At 52.0% G+C, this 15,658-nt stretch carries 13 protein-coding genes; 1 reads left to right on the forward strand and 12 read right to left on the reverse strand.

The genetic code is table 11. The features are described 5' to 3' along the window. Window positions 1-51: 51 nt before the first annotated feature. The 5 genes from PGL01S_RS15075 to citZ form a co-directional block, all read right to left on the reverse strand. Complete coding sequence (locus PGL01S_RS15075) at window positions 52-477, reverse strand: hypothetical protein (protein WP_127495441.1); 426 nt, start codon at window positions 475-477, stop codon at window positions 52-54. Window positions 478-589: 112 nt separating this feature from the next. Continuing rightward, window positions 590-2,758, reverse strand: a complete 2,169-nt coding sequence (recQ, locus tag PGL01S_RS15080; RefSeq protein WP_127495442.1) for a DNA helicase RecQ — start codon at window positions 2,756-2,758, stop codon at window positions 590-592. Window positions 2,759-2,851: 93 nt separating this feature from the next. Then, window positions 2,852-3,793, reverse strand: coding sequence for a malate dehydrogenase (mdh, locus tag PGL01S_RS15085; RefSeq protein WP_127495443.1), 942 nt, complete (start codon window positions 3,791-3,793; stop codon window positions 2,852-2,854). Window positions 3,794-3,928: 135 nt separating this feature from the next. After that, the gene (icd, locus tag PGL01S_RS15090) at window positions 3,929-5,224 is read right to left on the reverse strand and encodes an NADP-dependent isocitrate dehydrogenase (RefSeq protein WP_127495444.1); all 1,296 of its coding nucleotides are present in this window, start codon (window positions 5,222-5,224) and stop codon (window positions 3,929-3,931) included. A 42-nt stretch (window positions 5,225-5,266) separates the two neighbouring features. Next, entirely contained in the window at window positions 5,267-6,379 is a 1,113-nt protein-coding gene (citZ, locus tag PGL01S_RS15095) for a citrate synthase (protein ID WP_127495445.1), read from the reverse strand. Window positions 6,380-6,654: 275 nt separating this feature from the next. Between citZ and PGL01S_RS15100 the strand changes: the two genes are divergently transcribed. Next, complete coding sequence (locus PGL01S_RS15100) at window positions 6,655-8,184, forward strand: Ppx/GppA phosphatase family protein (protein WP_127495446.1); 1,530 nt, start codon at window positions 6,655-6,657, stop codon at window positions 8,182-8,184. Here PGL01S_RS15100 and PGL01S_RS15105 read toward each other — a convergent pair. From PGL01S_RS15105 to PGL01S_RS15135, 7 genes are all read right to left on the reverse strand, one after another. Then, window positions 8,175-10,238, reverse strand: coding sequence for an RNA degradosome polyphosphate kinase (locus PGL01S_RS15105; protein WP_127495447.1), 2,064 nt, complete (start codon window positions 10,236-10,238; stop codon window positions 8,175-8,177). The two genes, PGL01S_RS15100 and PGL01S_RS15105, sit on opposite strands and share 10 nt — an antisense overlap. Window positions 10,239-10,421: 183 nt before the next feature. Beyond that, window positions 10,422-10,889, reverse strand: a complete 468-nt coding sequence (locus tag PGL01S_RS15110) for an acyl-CoA thioesterase (protein ID WP_127495448.1) — start codon at window positions 10,887-10,889, stop codon at window positions 10,422-10,424. A 195-nt stretch (window positions 10,890-11,084) separates the two neighbouring features. Then, window positions 11,085-12,839 carry a pyruvate kinase gene (pyk, locus tag PGL01S_RS15115; RefSeq protein WP_127495449.1) on the reverse strand — a complete coding sequence of 585 codons (1,755 nt, stop codon included), beginning with the start codon at window positions 12,837-12,839 and terminating at the stop codon, window positions 11,085-11,087. A gap of 90 nt (window positions 12,840-12,929) precedes the next feature. Further along, complete coding sequence (locus PGL01S_RS15120; RefSeq protein ID WP_127495450.1) at window positions 12,930-13,967, reverse strand: acetyl-CoA carboxylase carboxyltransferase subunit alpha; 1,038 nt, start codon at window positions 13,965-13,967, stop codon at window positions 12,930-12,932. Then, entirely contained in the window at window positions 13,957-14,829 is an 873-nt protein-coding gene (accD, locus tag PGL01S_RS15125) for an acetyl-CoA carboxylase, carboxyltransferase subunit beta (RefSeq protein ID WP_127495451.1), read from the reverse strand. Before accD ends, PGL01S_RS15120 begins: the two co-directional genes overlap by 11 nt. A gap of 36 nt (window positions 14,830-14,865) precedes the next feature. Continuing rightward, window positions 14,866-15,054 carry a hypothetical protein gene (locus PGL01S_RS15130; protein ID WP_015846041.1) on the reverse strand — a complete coding sequence of 63 codons (189 nt, stop codon included), beginning with the start codon at window positions 15,052-15,054 and terminating at the stop codon, window positions 14,866-14,868. A 96-nt stretch (window positions 15,055-15,150) separates the two neighbouring features. Continuing rightward, on the reverse strand, window positions 15,151-15,645 hold the full coding sequence (locus PGL01S_RS15135) for a phosphatidylglycerophosphatase A family protein (RefSeq protein ID WP_015846042.1): 495 nt from the start codon (window positions 15,643-15,645) through the stop codon (window positions 15,151-15,153). Between the last annotated feature and the right edge of the window lie 13 nt (window positions 15,646-15,658).

Consider the following 15,658-nt stretch of genomic DNA (forward strand, 5'->3'; position numbering starts at 1 on the left):
ATAGTCGTTCTCTGACTACTGTAGTAATTCTTACTTCGTAAGCGTGGATTGTTACTTGTACATAGGGAAAGCCATGAAATAAATTACAACCACGTAAAGAACCAATACGATCAAGCTGAACGTGCGTGCTTTCGCGATATGACCCGTCGCGCTTTGTCCGTCCTGAATCGAGGATACGATACGCTTAAGCGGCTTCGACATAATGCCGGAGATCGCAGCGATCGCAAGGAACAGGATCGTTACGATAATCATCCAGGCAACGGAATAATCCGCCTGGGACATCAGGTAACCGCCCGTCAGCAGCTGAATAATAAGCGCATATTGCACAATCCGGTTTGCCGATACGAGACCGTCAGCCAGTCCGCCTTGTCCGAGGCCGGCAAGCTTAGTCGCTTTGCCAATCATGATCGGAAGGACGATATAAAAGCCCATCCCGACTGCCCCTAGCAAGTGTAAAAAGAAAAACACATCATTCATGAAATACCCTCCTGCATATGCGTAATCTACCAATAAGTATACTAAATGCCTGTCTGAAACACAAAGCCGAGCCTTAAGGAATACGGCATTTCAAGGGCATTTTCGGCAATGTTCAAGATTTCGTCTTAAAGCCGTGTTTGGCGATTACTCCATGGATGGCGAAATAGTCGACTTCCTCCGGAAGAGCATCTTTAAGAGGCCTCAGCTTGTCCCAGCCCAGCTCCCCGATGACCTGTACAATCCGGTCCTCGTACTGCTCCGGAATGATCCGGCTCCAATCGAGCTCATGCCCTTCTTCCGCGCAGCGGATCAAATGGCCCTCTATCGTTACCCGGCTGAGTCCACGTTCTTCCGCGATAGCCGCAGTCTCCAGGCCGGCATTAAACCGCTCCAGCGTCTGAACATGGCTTGGCGTTTCCTCCCAGGATGCCGGAGGGCGCGCTGCCGGCTGCCGCCTTGGCGCTGCGCTGATGCTAGCCGTAGCGGTACCGCCCTCGCTTCCGGCATGAGCCTGGATAATGGCGAGCACTTCCTCGCCGTATTTGCTTGCCTTGGCTGCGCCAATCCCTTTCGTCTGCATCAGCTGCTCCTCCGTAACGGGCCGGACATCGGCCAGTTCCTTCAGCGTCGCATCGAAGAACAGCATAAACGGAGGCACATTCTCTCTTGCCGCCGCTTCTTTGCGCCATTGCTTGAGGGCGTCAAACAGCGGAGAAGAAGCTGCTCCGCCGTCTCCCGAGGCGCTTCGGCGAACGCTGGTCCGCAGGCGCTGCATCACGGTCTCCTTGCCCTCCAGGATCGGCAGGGCGCTTGCCGTAAGCGATACGGTCGGATACTGCCCTTCGCTCATCCGGAGATACCCTTCCGCTACCAGCCAATACAGCCAATCGGCAATCTCCTTCTCCGGCCAATTGCTGAAGAGCCCGTAAGTGGTCAGTCGGTCGAGACCGAACTCGAGCAGACGTTTATCCCTCGAGCCTTTGAGCACCTTGGCCGCCATCGTAACGCCAAACCGCCCTTTCATCCGTCCTACGCAGGATAAGGCTTTCTGGGCTTCGGCCGTCCGGTCAACCAGCTCGCTTTTATCTAGGCAGTTGCTGCATTTTCCGCAAGGCTCAACGCCCTTTTCGCCGAAATAATCAACGATGTATTGCTGAAGGCAGCGCTGCGTGCGGCTGTAGTTCATCATGTTATGAAGCTTGGACAGCTGGACCGATTTCCGGTATTCATCGCCCATGCCTTGTTCAATCAGGAAACGCTGTACCTGGACATCCTGCGGTTCGAACAGCAGCACGCATTCGCTCTCCTCGCCGTCCCGGCCGGCACGTCCCGCCTCCTGATAGTAAGACTCGATATCGCCCGGCATCTGCCAGTGAATCACGTAACGGACGTTGGGCTTGTCGATCCCCATGCCGAAAGCGTTGGTTGCTACCATAATGCGTAGCTCGTCAAACCGGAAGCGCTCCTGCGTCTCCGCCCGCTCCGTATCGGACAGCCCGCCATGATATTTACCCGCCGCAATCCCTTTTCGAACCAACAGCTCCTGCACCTGCTCCGCTTCTTTCCTCGTAGCCGTATAGATAATGCCGGATTGATCCTCGCGCTCGCGCAAAAACTGCTGCAGGAAGTTTTTCTTGTCCCCTCCGCTTACAACCGAGAGAGACAGGTTAGGCCTTGCAAAGCCGGTCACGAAAACATTCGGTTCCCGCAAACCAAGCATCGCCGTAATGTCTGCAGCTACCTCCTGCGTTGCCGTTGCCGTAAATGCCGACACTAGCGGACGGTTAGGCATTTTTCCGATCCAGCCGGCCAGCTGCCGGTAGCTTGGACGGAAATCATGCCCCCACTGCGACACGCAGTGGGCTTCGTCGATCGCAATCATCGGGATGTGGAGCTGCTCGGACAAGGTCGTAAACATAGGAGCATCCAGCCGCTCCGGCGCCACGTACAGCATCTTGTACTCGCCTCGAAGCGCATTACGCAGGATGGTCCGGTACTCCTCCGCCCCAAGAGAGCTGTTCAGAAACGCCGCCGGCACGCCAAGCCGGTTTAAAGCATCCACCTGATCCTTCATTAACGAGATGAGCGGCGAAATAACGATAGAGGTCCCGGGCATAAGCAATGACGGAATCTGATAACAGATCGACTTCCCTCCGCCTGTTGGCAGAATGGCAAGCGTATCGCGCCCCTCCAATATTCCTTCGATAATATCCTCTTGGCCTGGACGAAACGTATCGTATCCGTAGACCTTTTTCAGCTCGCTCCGTGCCTGCTGAAGCACGTCGATTCCCCCTTCCGTAATCACAATAAGGACCCTGGCAGCTAAGTGTCAGGGTCCTCCCAAACGAAACTTTATGAGTGTATGGCCTATCGGTTAGCCCGTCACTACTTTAATTACATTTTGAACGGATTCGGCCGATTTGTCCAGAGCCGCTTTTTCTTCCGCGGTCAGTTCAAGCTCGATAACCTTCTCGATCCCGTCTCCGCCGATAATCGTAGGCACGCCCATAAACAGATTGTTATAGCCGTACTCGCCTTCAAGCAGGGCAATGACCGGCAGAATGCGTTTCTTGTCTTTCAGGATCGCTTCCGTCATTTGTACAAGCGATGCCGCAGGCGCATAGTAGGCCGAACCGTTGCCAAGCAGGTTAACAATCTCGCCGCCGCCAACGCGGGAACGCTGCACGATCGCTTCAATGCGGTCAGCCGCGATCAGCTTCTCGATCGGAATACCGCCGACATTGGAGTAACGAACGAGCGGCACCATATCGTCGCCATGTCCGCCAAGCACAAAGCCGCGCACATCCTCTACCGAGACGTTCAGCTCCTGCGCGATAAAGGTGCAATAACGCGCGGTATCCAGAACGCCGGATTGGCCGATCACGCGATTTTTAGGAAAACCAAGCGTCTGGTAAGCCACGTAAGTCATGGCATCCACCGGGTTAGAGAGAATAATGACATAAGCATTTGGACTTGTCGCCTTTACGCTTTCGCATACCGAGCGGACGATTCCGGCATTGGTGTTAACCAGGTCATCGCGGCTCATGCCGGGCTTGCGGGCAACGCCGGCCGTGATAATAACAACGTCGGAGTCCTTCGTGTCGTCGTAATTGGATGTACCCGTAATGTTGGCATCCAGGCCTTGAACGGGCGTGGATTCCAGCATATCAAGCGCTTTGCCTTTTGTCGGATTCTCCAGTTGCGGAATATCGACCAGCACAATATCGCCAAGTTCCTTCTGAGCGGCCATCAGAGCCGTGGTTGCACCTGTAAAGCCTGCGCCTACAACTGTAATTTTTCTGCGTTTAATAGCCATTAATGTAACCCTCCTATACTTGTATTAACATCTGCATTATTGCCAAAAGTCATCCAAATAAGATAGAAGATAAGCGTAAAAGGCTGGTTTTATGGAAAAAAAAGAGGGGGCAAAAATGCCCCCGCTTTGTGTAAACTACATGTTTTTAATTACTTCGTCAGCAAATGCCGAGCATTTCACTTCAGTAGCGCCTTCCATCAGGCGTGCGAAGTCATAAGTAACAGTTTTGTTGTTGATCGAAGTTTCCATACCTTTGTAGATAAGGTCAGCCGCTTCTTGCCAGCCCAGATGCTCAAGCATCATAACGCCGGACAGAATAACGGAACCTGGGTTAACTACGTCTTTGTCTGCGTATTTAGGAGCTGTACCATGAGTTGCTTCGAAGATCGCATGGCCAGTCAGGTAGTTGATGTTAGCGCCTGGCGCGATACCGATACCGCCAACTTGAGCAGCCAGAGCGTCGGACAGGTAGTCGCCGTTCAGGTTCAATGTAGCGATTACGTCGAAGTCAGTAGGACGAGTCAGAACTTGTTGCAGAGCGATGTCGGCAATCGCGTCTTTTACGACGATTTTGCCAGCAGCTTCCGCTTCCGCTTGTGCTTTGTTAGCAGCGTCTGTGCCTTCTGCTTCTTTGATGCGGTCATATTGACCCCAAGTGAAAGTTTTGTCCGCGAACTCTTGCTCAGCCACTTCGTAGCCCCAGTTCTTGAACGCGCCTTCTGTATATTTCATGATGTTGCCTTTGTGAACCAGAGTAACGGATTTCTTGCCATGCTTGATCGCGTATTCGATCGCAGCGCGGGCAAGACGTTGGGAGCCCTCTTTGGATACTGGCTTAATGCCGATACCGGAAGTTTCAGGGAAACGGATCTTGTTAACGCCCATTTCGTTTTGCAGGAACGCGATCACTTTCTTCACTTGCTCGGAGCCTTCTTGGTACTCGATACCAGCATAGATGTCTTCCGTGTTCTCGCGGAAGATAACCATGTCAACCAGCTCAGGACGTTTAACCGGGGATGGTACGCCAGCGAAGTAACGAACAGGACGAAGGCAAGTGTACAGGTCAAGCTCTTGGCGAAGCGCTACGTTCAGGGAACGGATACCGCCGCCGATTGGAGTTGTCAAAGGACCTTTGATTGCAACGATGTATTCGCGGATTGCAGTCAGCGTGTCAGCTGGCAGCCATTCGCCGAATTCGTTGAATGCTTTTTCGCCTGCGAATACTTCGTACCAAGCGATTTTTTTGCTGCCGCCGTATGCTTTCTCTACAGCTGCGTCAAGAACGCGTTTCGATGCGCGCCAGATGTCGCGGCCCGTGCCGTCGCCTTCGATGAAAGGAATGATTGGGTTGTTAGGTACTTGGAGAGTACCGTTATCAATTGTAATTTGCTCGCCTTCTGTTGGAAGGGCGTATTTCTCGAATTGTGCCATTAGAATAAATCCTCCTTAAGGTATGTAAGCTGCGCCTTGTAATTAGCGCTGCTCGATTGGAATATATTTCGCGTTAACCGGGCCGACATAATCAGCGCGAGGGCGAATCAGACGGTTGTTTTCGTACTGCTCAAGGATATGCGCGCTCCATCCCGAAACGCGGCTGATTGCAAAGATCGGCGTGAACAGGTCGCGAGGAATACCCAATGTAGTGTAAACCGATGCCGAGTAGAAATCAACATTTGGTTTCAGACCCTTTTGGCCGGTAACCATGTCTTCGATCTTAATGGACATCTCGTACAGCTCCATGTTGCCTGTCAGTTTGCCCAGTTCGCGGGACATTTTTTGCAGGTGCTTCGCGCGCGGGTCGCCGTCTTTGTAGACGCGGTGGCCAAAGCCCATGATTTTTTGTTTGTTCGCAAGCGCGTTGTTGATGTAGCCTTCAACGTTCGCCATCGAACCGATTTCTTCGAGCATGACCATTACCGCTTCGTTAGCGCCGCCATGCAGAGGGCCTTTCAGCGCGCCGATTGCGGAAGTTACGCCGGAGTAGATATCGGACAATGTCGCAACGGTTACGCGTGCTGCGAATGTCGAAGCGTTAAGCTCGTGGTCGGCATGCAGGACCAATGCTTGATCCAATGCTTTGATCGCTACTTCAGCCGGCTCTTCGCCAGTCAGCATGTACAGGAAGTTATAAGCGATCGATACGCCTTTTTTAGGAGCAATAGGCTCTTTGCCTTCGCGGATGCGGGCGAAAGCGGCAACAACTGTCGGAAGCTGAGCTTGCAGCTTGATTGCTTTCAGCTGATTCGCTTCGGGAGACATGTCGTTTGCGGATTCGTCGTACAGAGCAAGGCTCGATACCGCTGTGCGAAGCGCTGCCATCGAGTTAGTGCCTTGCGGATACAATTTTATTTGTTCGATCACTTGCGCAGGGATAGCCGCGTGTTGATCCAGCTTTTGCTGCAAGCCTTCGAGCTCGGAACGATTAGGAAGCTTGCCGTACCACAGCAGGTAGGCAACCTCTTCAAATGTCGCATTTTCTGCAAGATCATCAATATTAATACCGCGATATGTCAAGACTCCATCGATAATGGAGCTGATCGACGAAGAAGCGGCCACAATTCCTTCAAGACCTTTAGTTGCTGTCATTCGTTCTCTCTCCTCTAACTTGAAAAGTTATTCGCCAAAAATAGTAAACCTCTCGTCGCTATTAATCATAAATGATTTTATCAGCGAAGTGAACAAAACCGGACATAGAAATGCTTTATCAGCGCTATAAAGTTTTTTTTCATTCCCTTTCTTCCACAAATTTCGCACGAATTGCTCCAGACGCATTTTTCCCTATTCCGCGCAAAAATACTCGCTTAACGTAATCATATTTCAATGTGATAGAATAGAAGAAATAACTAGCACGGAGGACCACGATGACAGAACAACGAATTGGCATCATTGATATCGGCTCGAACTCAGTCCGCCTTGTCGTCTATGAGCGGACCGCTAACGGCGCGCATCGCGTCATTGACGGAGGCAAGCGTCCTGCCCGTCTCGCGGAGCGGGTTGATGACAACGGCATTCTGGCAACGGATGCGATTACCGAGCTGCTCGGCACGCTAAACCATTTTACGATGATCTGCGCTCATAACCGGACCGGACATATCCGCGCGGTGGCCACGGCCGCTATCCGCAATGCGGCAAACCAGGCAGATATTTTGGAAACGATTAAATCCGAAACCGGCCTTACGATAGAACTGCTAAGCGGCGAAGAAGAAGCCTCCTTCGGCTTTCTTGGCATGATTAACGCCATGGATGTGCAGGACGGCTTTCTTGTTGATATCGGCGGAGGAAGCACGGAGGTATCCCTATTCCGCGGCCGTCATCTTGTCCAATCGGTATCTTTCCCGTTTGGCTGCGTCAGCCTCAACCGGAAGTACGCGGTAAAAGGAACGCTGAACGAAGAGGGACTTAAAAGCATTGAAGCGCTGGTCTCCGAAGCCGTCAAAAACGAGCCTTGGCTGACGAAATCCCCCTCCCTGCCGCTGATCGGGGTTGGCGGAACCGCACGCGCTATGGGTAAAACTCATCAAGCTGCGACGAAGTATCCTTTTACCCAAACACACAATTATCCGATGACGGGGCCCGATGCGGATGCCCTGTTCCAGGAGCTGTACCTAACGCCGCTCGACAGACGCAAGAAATTCCCGGGTCTGTCCAAGGACCGCGCAGACGTCATCGTGCCCGGCATTGCGGTGCTCCGCACCTTGTTCCGCCTGCTGAAGACCAGCCATTACCGCATCTGCGGCTCCGGCCTTCGCGACGGTCTGTTCTATGCGACCCGTTTTCCCGGGCGTTCCATTCATCAGGATGTGCTCGCATTCAGCCTTCAGAACGTAAGCGCTTTGCATCCGGCCGCGCCGAAACAGCATGTGATGCAGGTAAACCGTCTGGCCCTGCAGCTCTACGATGAGCTTAGACCCGTGCATCTGCTTCCGAACCGGGCAAAAGTGCTGCTTGATGCCGCCTCCACCTTGTTCCGGATCGGCGCCTCCATTGATTATTATGAATACGCGAAGCATACGTTTTATCTCATCGTGAATTCCCATTTGAACGGGCTTGCCCATCGGGAAATTCTCATGATTGCGGCTATTGCCTCTTATAAAAGCAAAAACCGGACCCGCCAGCAGCTTTTTGAGTACAAGGAACTGCTGGGCGAATCCGATTATGATAGCATCCATAAGCTTGGCATTCTGCTTCAGCTCGCGGCAGCGCTTGACCGCAGCGAGACGCAAGCCATCGGCCGGCTGGAAGCGGTCCAGTCCGGCAGCCAGCTTTTGCTTAATCCTGTGCGTTCCGAAGGAACATTGGCGGTTGAAGCCCGGGAAGTCGAGGAGCTGTCCTCCGATTTCAAAAAGCTCTGGGGACTAACTCCCGTCCTGGCCCTTCCCGACTATACGTAATTTTTCCACTGCGGAATCGATCTGGCTTCGAATTGACTGCGGAACGGCATCATTTCGTTCTTCACATGAACGTAGGTGCCGTTTGCCTGCAGCTCGCGGGCTTTCACGTTATCGTCCAAATTAAGCTGCAGCATATTGATCAAGGTTTTGCGAAGGTTCTCGTCAAATACCGGACTCATCAGCTCGATCCGGCGCGTCAAATTCCTCGTCATCCAGTCCGCACTCGACAAGTAGACTTCTTCATCTCCGCCGTTATGGAAGTACATCACCCTCGCATGCTCCAGGAACCGGTCCACGATGCTGATTACGCGAATATTCTCGCTGCGTCCGGCCACGCCCGGTCTCAGGCAGCATACTCCCCGGACAATCAGGTCGATCTTGACCCCGGCCTGCGAAGCTTCGTACAGCTTATCGATCATTTCCTGGTTGGAAAGGGAATTCATCTTCGCAATAATATGAGCCCCTTTGCCCTGCTTGGCGTTAGCAATCTCGCGGTCGATTAACCGGAACAGCTTCTCCTTCAAGTCTGTCGGAGCAACGCCGAACGCCTTCCATTCATATGGCGAAGAATAGCCGGTCACTTCATTAAATAAGGCCGAGGCATCGCTGCCGATAATCGGATGGGAAGTAAATAGACCGATATCCGTATACAAAGTGGCCGTGCTGTCGTTATAGTTGCCGGTTCCGACATGGACGTAACGGCGCAGCGTACCCATCTCCCTGCGGACAACGAGACATATCTTGGCATGCGTCTTGAGACCGACAAGGCCATAAACGACATGGCAGCCCGATTTCTCCAGCTGGCGTGCCCAGGCGATATTCCGTTCCTCGTCAAACCTTGCCTTAAGCTCCACAACGACGGTGACCTGCTTGCCGGCTTCCGCCGCCTTGGACAAAGCCTGTACAAGCGCGGATTGGCCGCTGACGCGGTATAAGGTCATTTTGATAGCCAGTACGTTAGGGTCTTCCGCTGCCAGATCGATAAAATCATTAACCGCTTCAAACGATTCGTAAGGGTGATACATCAGCACGTCGCGCTGGCGGATCACTTCGAACATATCGTCCGTCTCGTCGAATTCATGCGGGTACACCGGCTCAAGACGGCTGTAGCGAAGGTTGTCGTAGCCCGGCAGCGAGTTAGCGAATTTCATCAGGAAGCTGAGATCCAGTGGCCCGTCAATCTCAATCAGGTTATCTTCAATCTCCAGTTCTTCCTTCAAAATCTCAAGCGCCATCGGATGCATGCCTCTCGCGACTTCCAGCCGCACCGGAATGCCCCAGCGTCTTCTGCGCAGCTCCTTCTCGATCTCCTCCAGAAGGTCTTCCGCCCCGTCTTCATTCAGCGTAAGATCGGCATTGCGCGTAATGCGGAACGCATGAACGGCGAACGGAACGTAACCGTTAAACAAGGTCGTAATATGATTTTCGATAAGATCCTCGAGCAGCACAAACTCCATCTTTTTGCTGTTTGTCCGGCCTGGCACAGGCACGAAACGCTGCAGAATCGAAGGAACCTGCACGATGGCGAACAGCGGCTCATCATCCTTGTCCGAATCCTCCCGTTGCAAAAGCACCGCCAGATACAGCTCCTTCGTATGTACGAGGGGGAACGGGCGGCTCTGGTCAACGGCCATCGGGGTTAACACGGGGAAAACAATTTCCTGAAAATATTCCGACACCGCCTTGGATTGGCTGACGTTCAGTTCCTTGACGGATGAAATAATAATGCCTTCCCGACCGAGAGAGCGGAACACTTCCCGGTACGTTTTGTATTGATCATAGACCATCTGGGTCGTCCGTTTGATCAGCCTTTTCCAGAGTCCCGCTGGCGTATAGCCCGTGAAATCCATCTTCGTATAGCCCGCGCGGATCTGGTCCTGAATGCCGGCTACCCTTACACTCATGAATTCATCCAGATTGCTGGATACAATGGATAAAAATTTGGCGCGTTCAAGCAGTGGATTATTCGACTCCTGTGCTTCCTGGAGCACTCTGCGGTTAAACTCAATCCAGCTTAAATCCCGGTTCACATAGTGGGACAATTGTCTTGTCATTCCTCACGCCTCCCCAATTATGCCCCTATTATGACTGATGACTATTATAGGAATATTAACGATTTGTAAAGATCAGGTTAACGCTCCGGTTGTTTCGGTCGATTGCTCGCAATAGTTGCACTAGGGCTCGAAACAACCTCCGCTTACAGCGAATTGATTAAGGAAACAAAGAAATGAGAAGAACTATGCCATGGACTGGAGCAAAGCATATAATTCAGGCAGGCCCTTGTCTAGTCTTGCAGGCCGCCATTTTTCGTTTACCCAGACATGCTTCGTTCCGCCGGCTACCAGCCTCTCCCCCGGAAGATCCTCGTATTGATTGACAATAGCGGGATGGAATTGCTCCAGGTTTACCTTGCGGATTTCCGATTCAAAGGAAAGACGCACGGGCGAAAAATCTGAAATACGAGTGCAAATCAGCACCGTATCGTCATAACGGGCCGGCAGCGCGTATCGGCACTCAAGATCCACCACCGGAAGCAGCAGGCCTTGCTGCTCAATGGTTTTGTAATCATACCCCGCTGAACGGATCAGCTCGGTACGGCCGATTTCAAACCAGGTTATGTAATTGCCATGAAAAACAACCCCCATTTGATCCGTTTCCTGATAACGAACGCGCAGAGGATGAAGGAACCATTGCTGTGACGGCATGATGAAGCTACCCCCTATATTATTACGAACTTGAGGCGAAAAAAATTAGCTTTCTTTACAAAACGCAAACATAAATCGTGCAATAAACCGTGCATATGTATTTGTATTTCCCTATACGTGAAACAAAAGCGACGGTGAATGCTCACCCTCGCTTCTGTTCTTCTCTGCTTCTTAAGAGAAATATGAAATTCGTTCTTACAGGACTTTAGCTTGTCCGGAGTAAACAACGCCAGTCTCGCCGTAGACCGTTACTTCCGTACCGTCCATCAGCAATTCCGTTGCATTCGAGATGCCCAGAATAACCGGAATACCCAGGTTAATGCCGCATACAGCCGCATGGCTTGTAATGCCGCCTTGCTCTGTAATAACGGCAGCCGCTTTTTCGAAAGCAGGCATATATTCTTTATCCGTCGATACCGTAACCAGGATCGAACCGGAAGTTACGCGTGCATTTGCTTCTTCAGGCGTGCGGGCAACAACGATGCGGCCTGTAGCCGTTTGGCTGCCGATGCCTTGTCCTTGAGCCAGAAGCTCGCCAACATGGTGGATCTTGATCAGGTTCGTTGTACCTGCGCGGCCAACCGGAACTCCTGCCGTAATAACGATTGTGTCGCCAAGGCTGATCAAGCCCGTGCTTCTTGCGCCATCAACCGCGTTCTCGAACATGGCGTCCGTTGTTTCAGCGATTTCGCCAAGAACCGGTTTAACGCCCCAGATCAGAGCCAGACGGCGCATAACCTTTTCATCGTTTGTTACCGCGATGATTGGCGCTTTCGGACGGTATTTGGATACCATGCGAGCCGTGAAGCCGCTTTGCGTCGAAGTCACGATAGCCGCAGCGTTCAGGTCCAGAGCGGATACCGCAACCGCTTGGCTGATTGCTTCCGTTACGGAAGTTTGTTGAGCGTTAGCTTGTTTCGTGAAGATTTCACGGTATTCCAGAGCCGCTTCCGCACGCTCGGCAATACGGGACATTGTTGTTACCGCTTCAACCGGGTATTTACCGGCAGCTGTTTCGCCGGAGAGCATGATTGCATCCGTGCCGTCGAAGATCGCGTTCGCTACGTCGCTTGCTTCAGCGCGTGTAGGACGCGGGTTGCGCTGCATCGAATCCAGCATTTGAGTAGCCGTGATAACCGGTTTGCCGGCACGGTTACATTTTTCGATCATTGTTTTTTGTACCAGCGGTACTTCTTCAGCCGGGATCTCAACGCCAAGGTCGCCGCGGGCAACCATCAGGCCGTCGGAAACTTCCAGGATCTCATCGAGATTGTCAACGCCTTGTTGGTTCTCGATTTTGGAGATGATTTGGATGTGGCTTGCATTGTGGCGCTCAAGTAGCTCGCGAATTTCAAGCACGTCGCTTGCTTTGCGAACGAACGATGCCGCTACGAAGTCGATGCCCATTTCGATACCGAAGATGATATCGTTAGCGTCTTTTTCCGTAATGCCGGGAAGGGAAATCGCAACGCCGGGAACGTTAACGCCTTTTTTGCTCTTGATTTGACCGCTGTTGTTGATGCGGCAAATAATTTCAGTGCCTTGAACTTCTTCAACCGTCAGGCCGATCAAGCCGTCATCGATCAGAATAGTCGAACCTACGGAAACATCGTTAGGAAGGTTGTCGTAAGTAATAGGCACACGGTTAATGTCGCCCAGAATCTCTTCCGTTGTCAGAGCAACGCGCTCGCCTGCTACCAGCTCGATCGGCTCTTCTTTCAGCTTGCCGAGACGAATTTCCGGACCTTTGGTGTCGAGCAGAATCGCTACGTTAGTTCCAAGCTCTTTGTTTGCGATACCGATGTTTTTAATCCGGTTGCCATGCTCTTCAAAGTCGCCGTGGGAGAAGTTCAGACGGGCAACGTTCATACCCGCTTTAATCAGTTTTTTCGTGTTTTCCAACGATTCGCTGGAAGGTCCAATCGTACATACAATCTTAGCTTTACGCATGTTTAAGTATCCTCCGTTTAGTGCCTGCTATAGTCATTATAGTCAATAATCAAGATCTTGAGCCGCAGCTTGTACGACAGTGTAAAAATTTTATACCTTTGCCGATTCCGTCATTTCGGGAGCTTCAGCCTCTTGCGGGGCCTCTGCAGCTTCCTGCGCTGCGGCTTCCGCTACTTGGAATTCGCCAATCTTGCGGAATTTATGGTAACGGTCTTCAATGAGTTGCTCGGGTGTCATCGGCAGAAGTTCCGCCAAATGCTTCCACAATTTCTCCTTCATCCGTTCCGCCGTGAACGCTAGATCGCGATGCGCGCCGCCTTGCGGCTCTTCTATGATGTCCTCGATCACTTCGAACTCGAGCAAATCCTTCGCCGTAATTTTCATCGCTTCGGCCGCAATATCCGCTTTGGATGCGTCCTTCCACAGAATGGAAGCCGCGCCGTTAGGGGAAATTGCAGAGTAAATCGCATTCTCCAGCATCAATACCCGGTTGCCTACGCCAAGGGCTAGAGCCCCGCCGCTGCCGCCTTCACCGATAACGATGCAGACGATTGGCACGCCAAATCCGGCCATCTCTCTTAAGTTGCGGGCAATCGCTTCCGATTGGCCACGCTCCTCGGCCGTGTTGCCTGGATAAGCGCCCTTTGTATCGATTAAAGTAATGATCGGGCGTTTAAATTTGTTCGCTTGCTGCATAAGACGCAGCGCTTTCCGGAATCCTTCCGGATGGGGGCTGCCGAAGAAACGGGCAATATTATCCTTCGTATCCTTGCCGCGCTGATGGCCGATTACCGTTACCGGCAAGCCGTTCAGCTTCGCCAGGCCGCCGACAATCGCCAGATCGTCGGCAAACAAGCGGTCGCCATGCAGCTCGATAAAGTCCGTAAATACCGCCTGAATGAAATCAAGCGAAGTCGGACGCTGGTGAAGACGCGCAATGTGCATCTTCTGCGCCGGGGTCATTTCGTTGTACAACTCTTCTTCCATCTGCTTGCACTTTTCTTCAAGACGCGTTATCTCTTCGGAAAAGTCCATGCCGTTGCTTTCAGCCAGCGTCTTCAGCGTTGCGATCTTCTCGCGCAAATCGCTGATCGGCTTCTCGAACGGAAGCATCTGTTCAGCCGCCATGGGATAATCCCTCCCTTACGGTATGCATATCCAGCAGCTTGCCAAGCGTTGTCTTCATATCCTTGCGGTGAACAACCAGGTCAAGCTGTCCATGCTGCATGTTGAACTCCGCTGTCTGGAAGTTGTCCGGCAGCTTCTGGCGAATCGTCTGCTCGATTACGATACGGCCGGCAAAACCGACAAGTGCGCCGGGCTCGGCCAAATTGTAGTCGCCAAGACTCGCAAAGCTCGCGGAAACCCCACCCATCGTAGGATCCGTAAACACCGAAATGAACAAGCCTCCAGCCCCTTGAAACATGGAAAGAGCGGCGCTTGTCTTCGCCATTTGCATTAAGCTAAGTATACTTTCCTGCATGCGGGCGCCGCCCGATGTCGAGAAAATAAGAAGGGGCAGCTTTTTCTCATGCGCCGCTTCGATTGCTCTTGTTATTTTCTCGCCAACGACAGATCCCATGCTTCCGCTGAAGAAGTCAAAGCTCATGACCGCAACAACAACCGGATGGCCGTTAATGGTGCCCTCGCCCGTTACAACGGCTTCGCGCAGATTCGGATTTTTCTGCCGCTGCTGCTCGAGCTTCCCTTTATACCCGGGGAATTCGAGCGGGTCGACGGATTCCATATCCGCATCGTATTCAAACAAACGCCCGTCATCAAGCGTCATTCCAATCCGTTCCCAAGCACTCAGACGGTAATGATGCCCGCATGACGAGCATACCTTCAAGTTTTTATCCAATTCTTTGCTGTACTGAATGGTGCCGCATTTGGAGCACTTATTCATTAGACCTTCCGGTATGTCGCGTTTAGGCCGCTCAGAAGGGATGGTCGCATACTTCTTCTTTGAAAATAAGTCCTTAATTTGCAATGTGTGACACCTCTCAAGGCGCAATAGTATAAGGTATTACGGCTGCATAATGGAGTTGAATACTTCCTGTACTTCCTCCAATTCACCCGAAGGAACCAAAATCTCATATTGCTGTTTAGACAGATTAACTGGACGGACTTTTACGAGAAAGCCTTCTTCCGTAAGCCGCTTCTTGATGTTGTCCGCGATTCTAGCGGTTGGAGCGATGTAAATGACCGTCCACATTATGGTACCTCCTGAAAACTTTGCCCATAGCAAAGTTCGCATCTTCTAACAAGTCAATCCCGTTAAAGGCCATATGATGTCATAATGATACCACAGTCATGGCGAATCGGGCAAATGGTATCGGATGGCTTTTGGGTCCTGATGCGCGATCCTTGCTGATGCCGCCGCCGCCAGTCCTGCGACAAGATCGTCGAGAAACACGTGAATTTTCTCGCCTTTCAGATTCAGCTGACGAATAATGCCGGGCTTTACTTTATCCAAATATCCGAAGCTCGTCAAGCCGATCATCCCATAAACATTCGTTATTCCTAGTGCCAAAGTCTCATCTACGCCATACAGGGACTCGTCGGTTTCCATGATAGCCTGAAGAGGCTCCGGCAGCAAACGGCGTTCGGCCAGCTCGTCGAGAGCGATTCCGGTATACAGGACATACTGCACTTCGCGCTTTTCCAAAACGGCTCTTACGCTCTCTTCGCATTCGGCCACGGTCAAATCCGCATTGTAAGGACGCTGCAGTGTATATACAATTTCCGCAATATCATCCACGCTTACTCCACGCTTTTGCAACCACTTTTCGATTCCGGACGTCATGTCCATCCCTCCC

Origin of the sequence: Paenibacillus glycanilyticus NBRC 16618, from assembly GCF_004000805.1 — a bacterium.
Taxonomy (GTDB): Bacteria; Bacillota; Bacilli; order Paenibacillales; family Paenibacillaceae; genus Pristimantibacillus; species Pristimantibacillus glycanilyticus.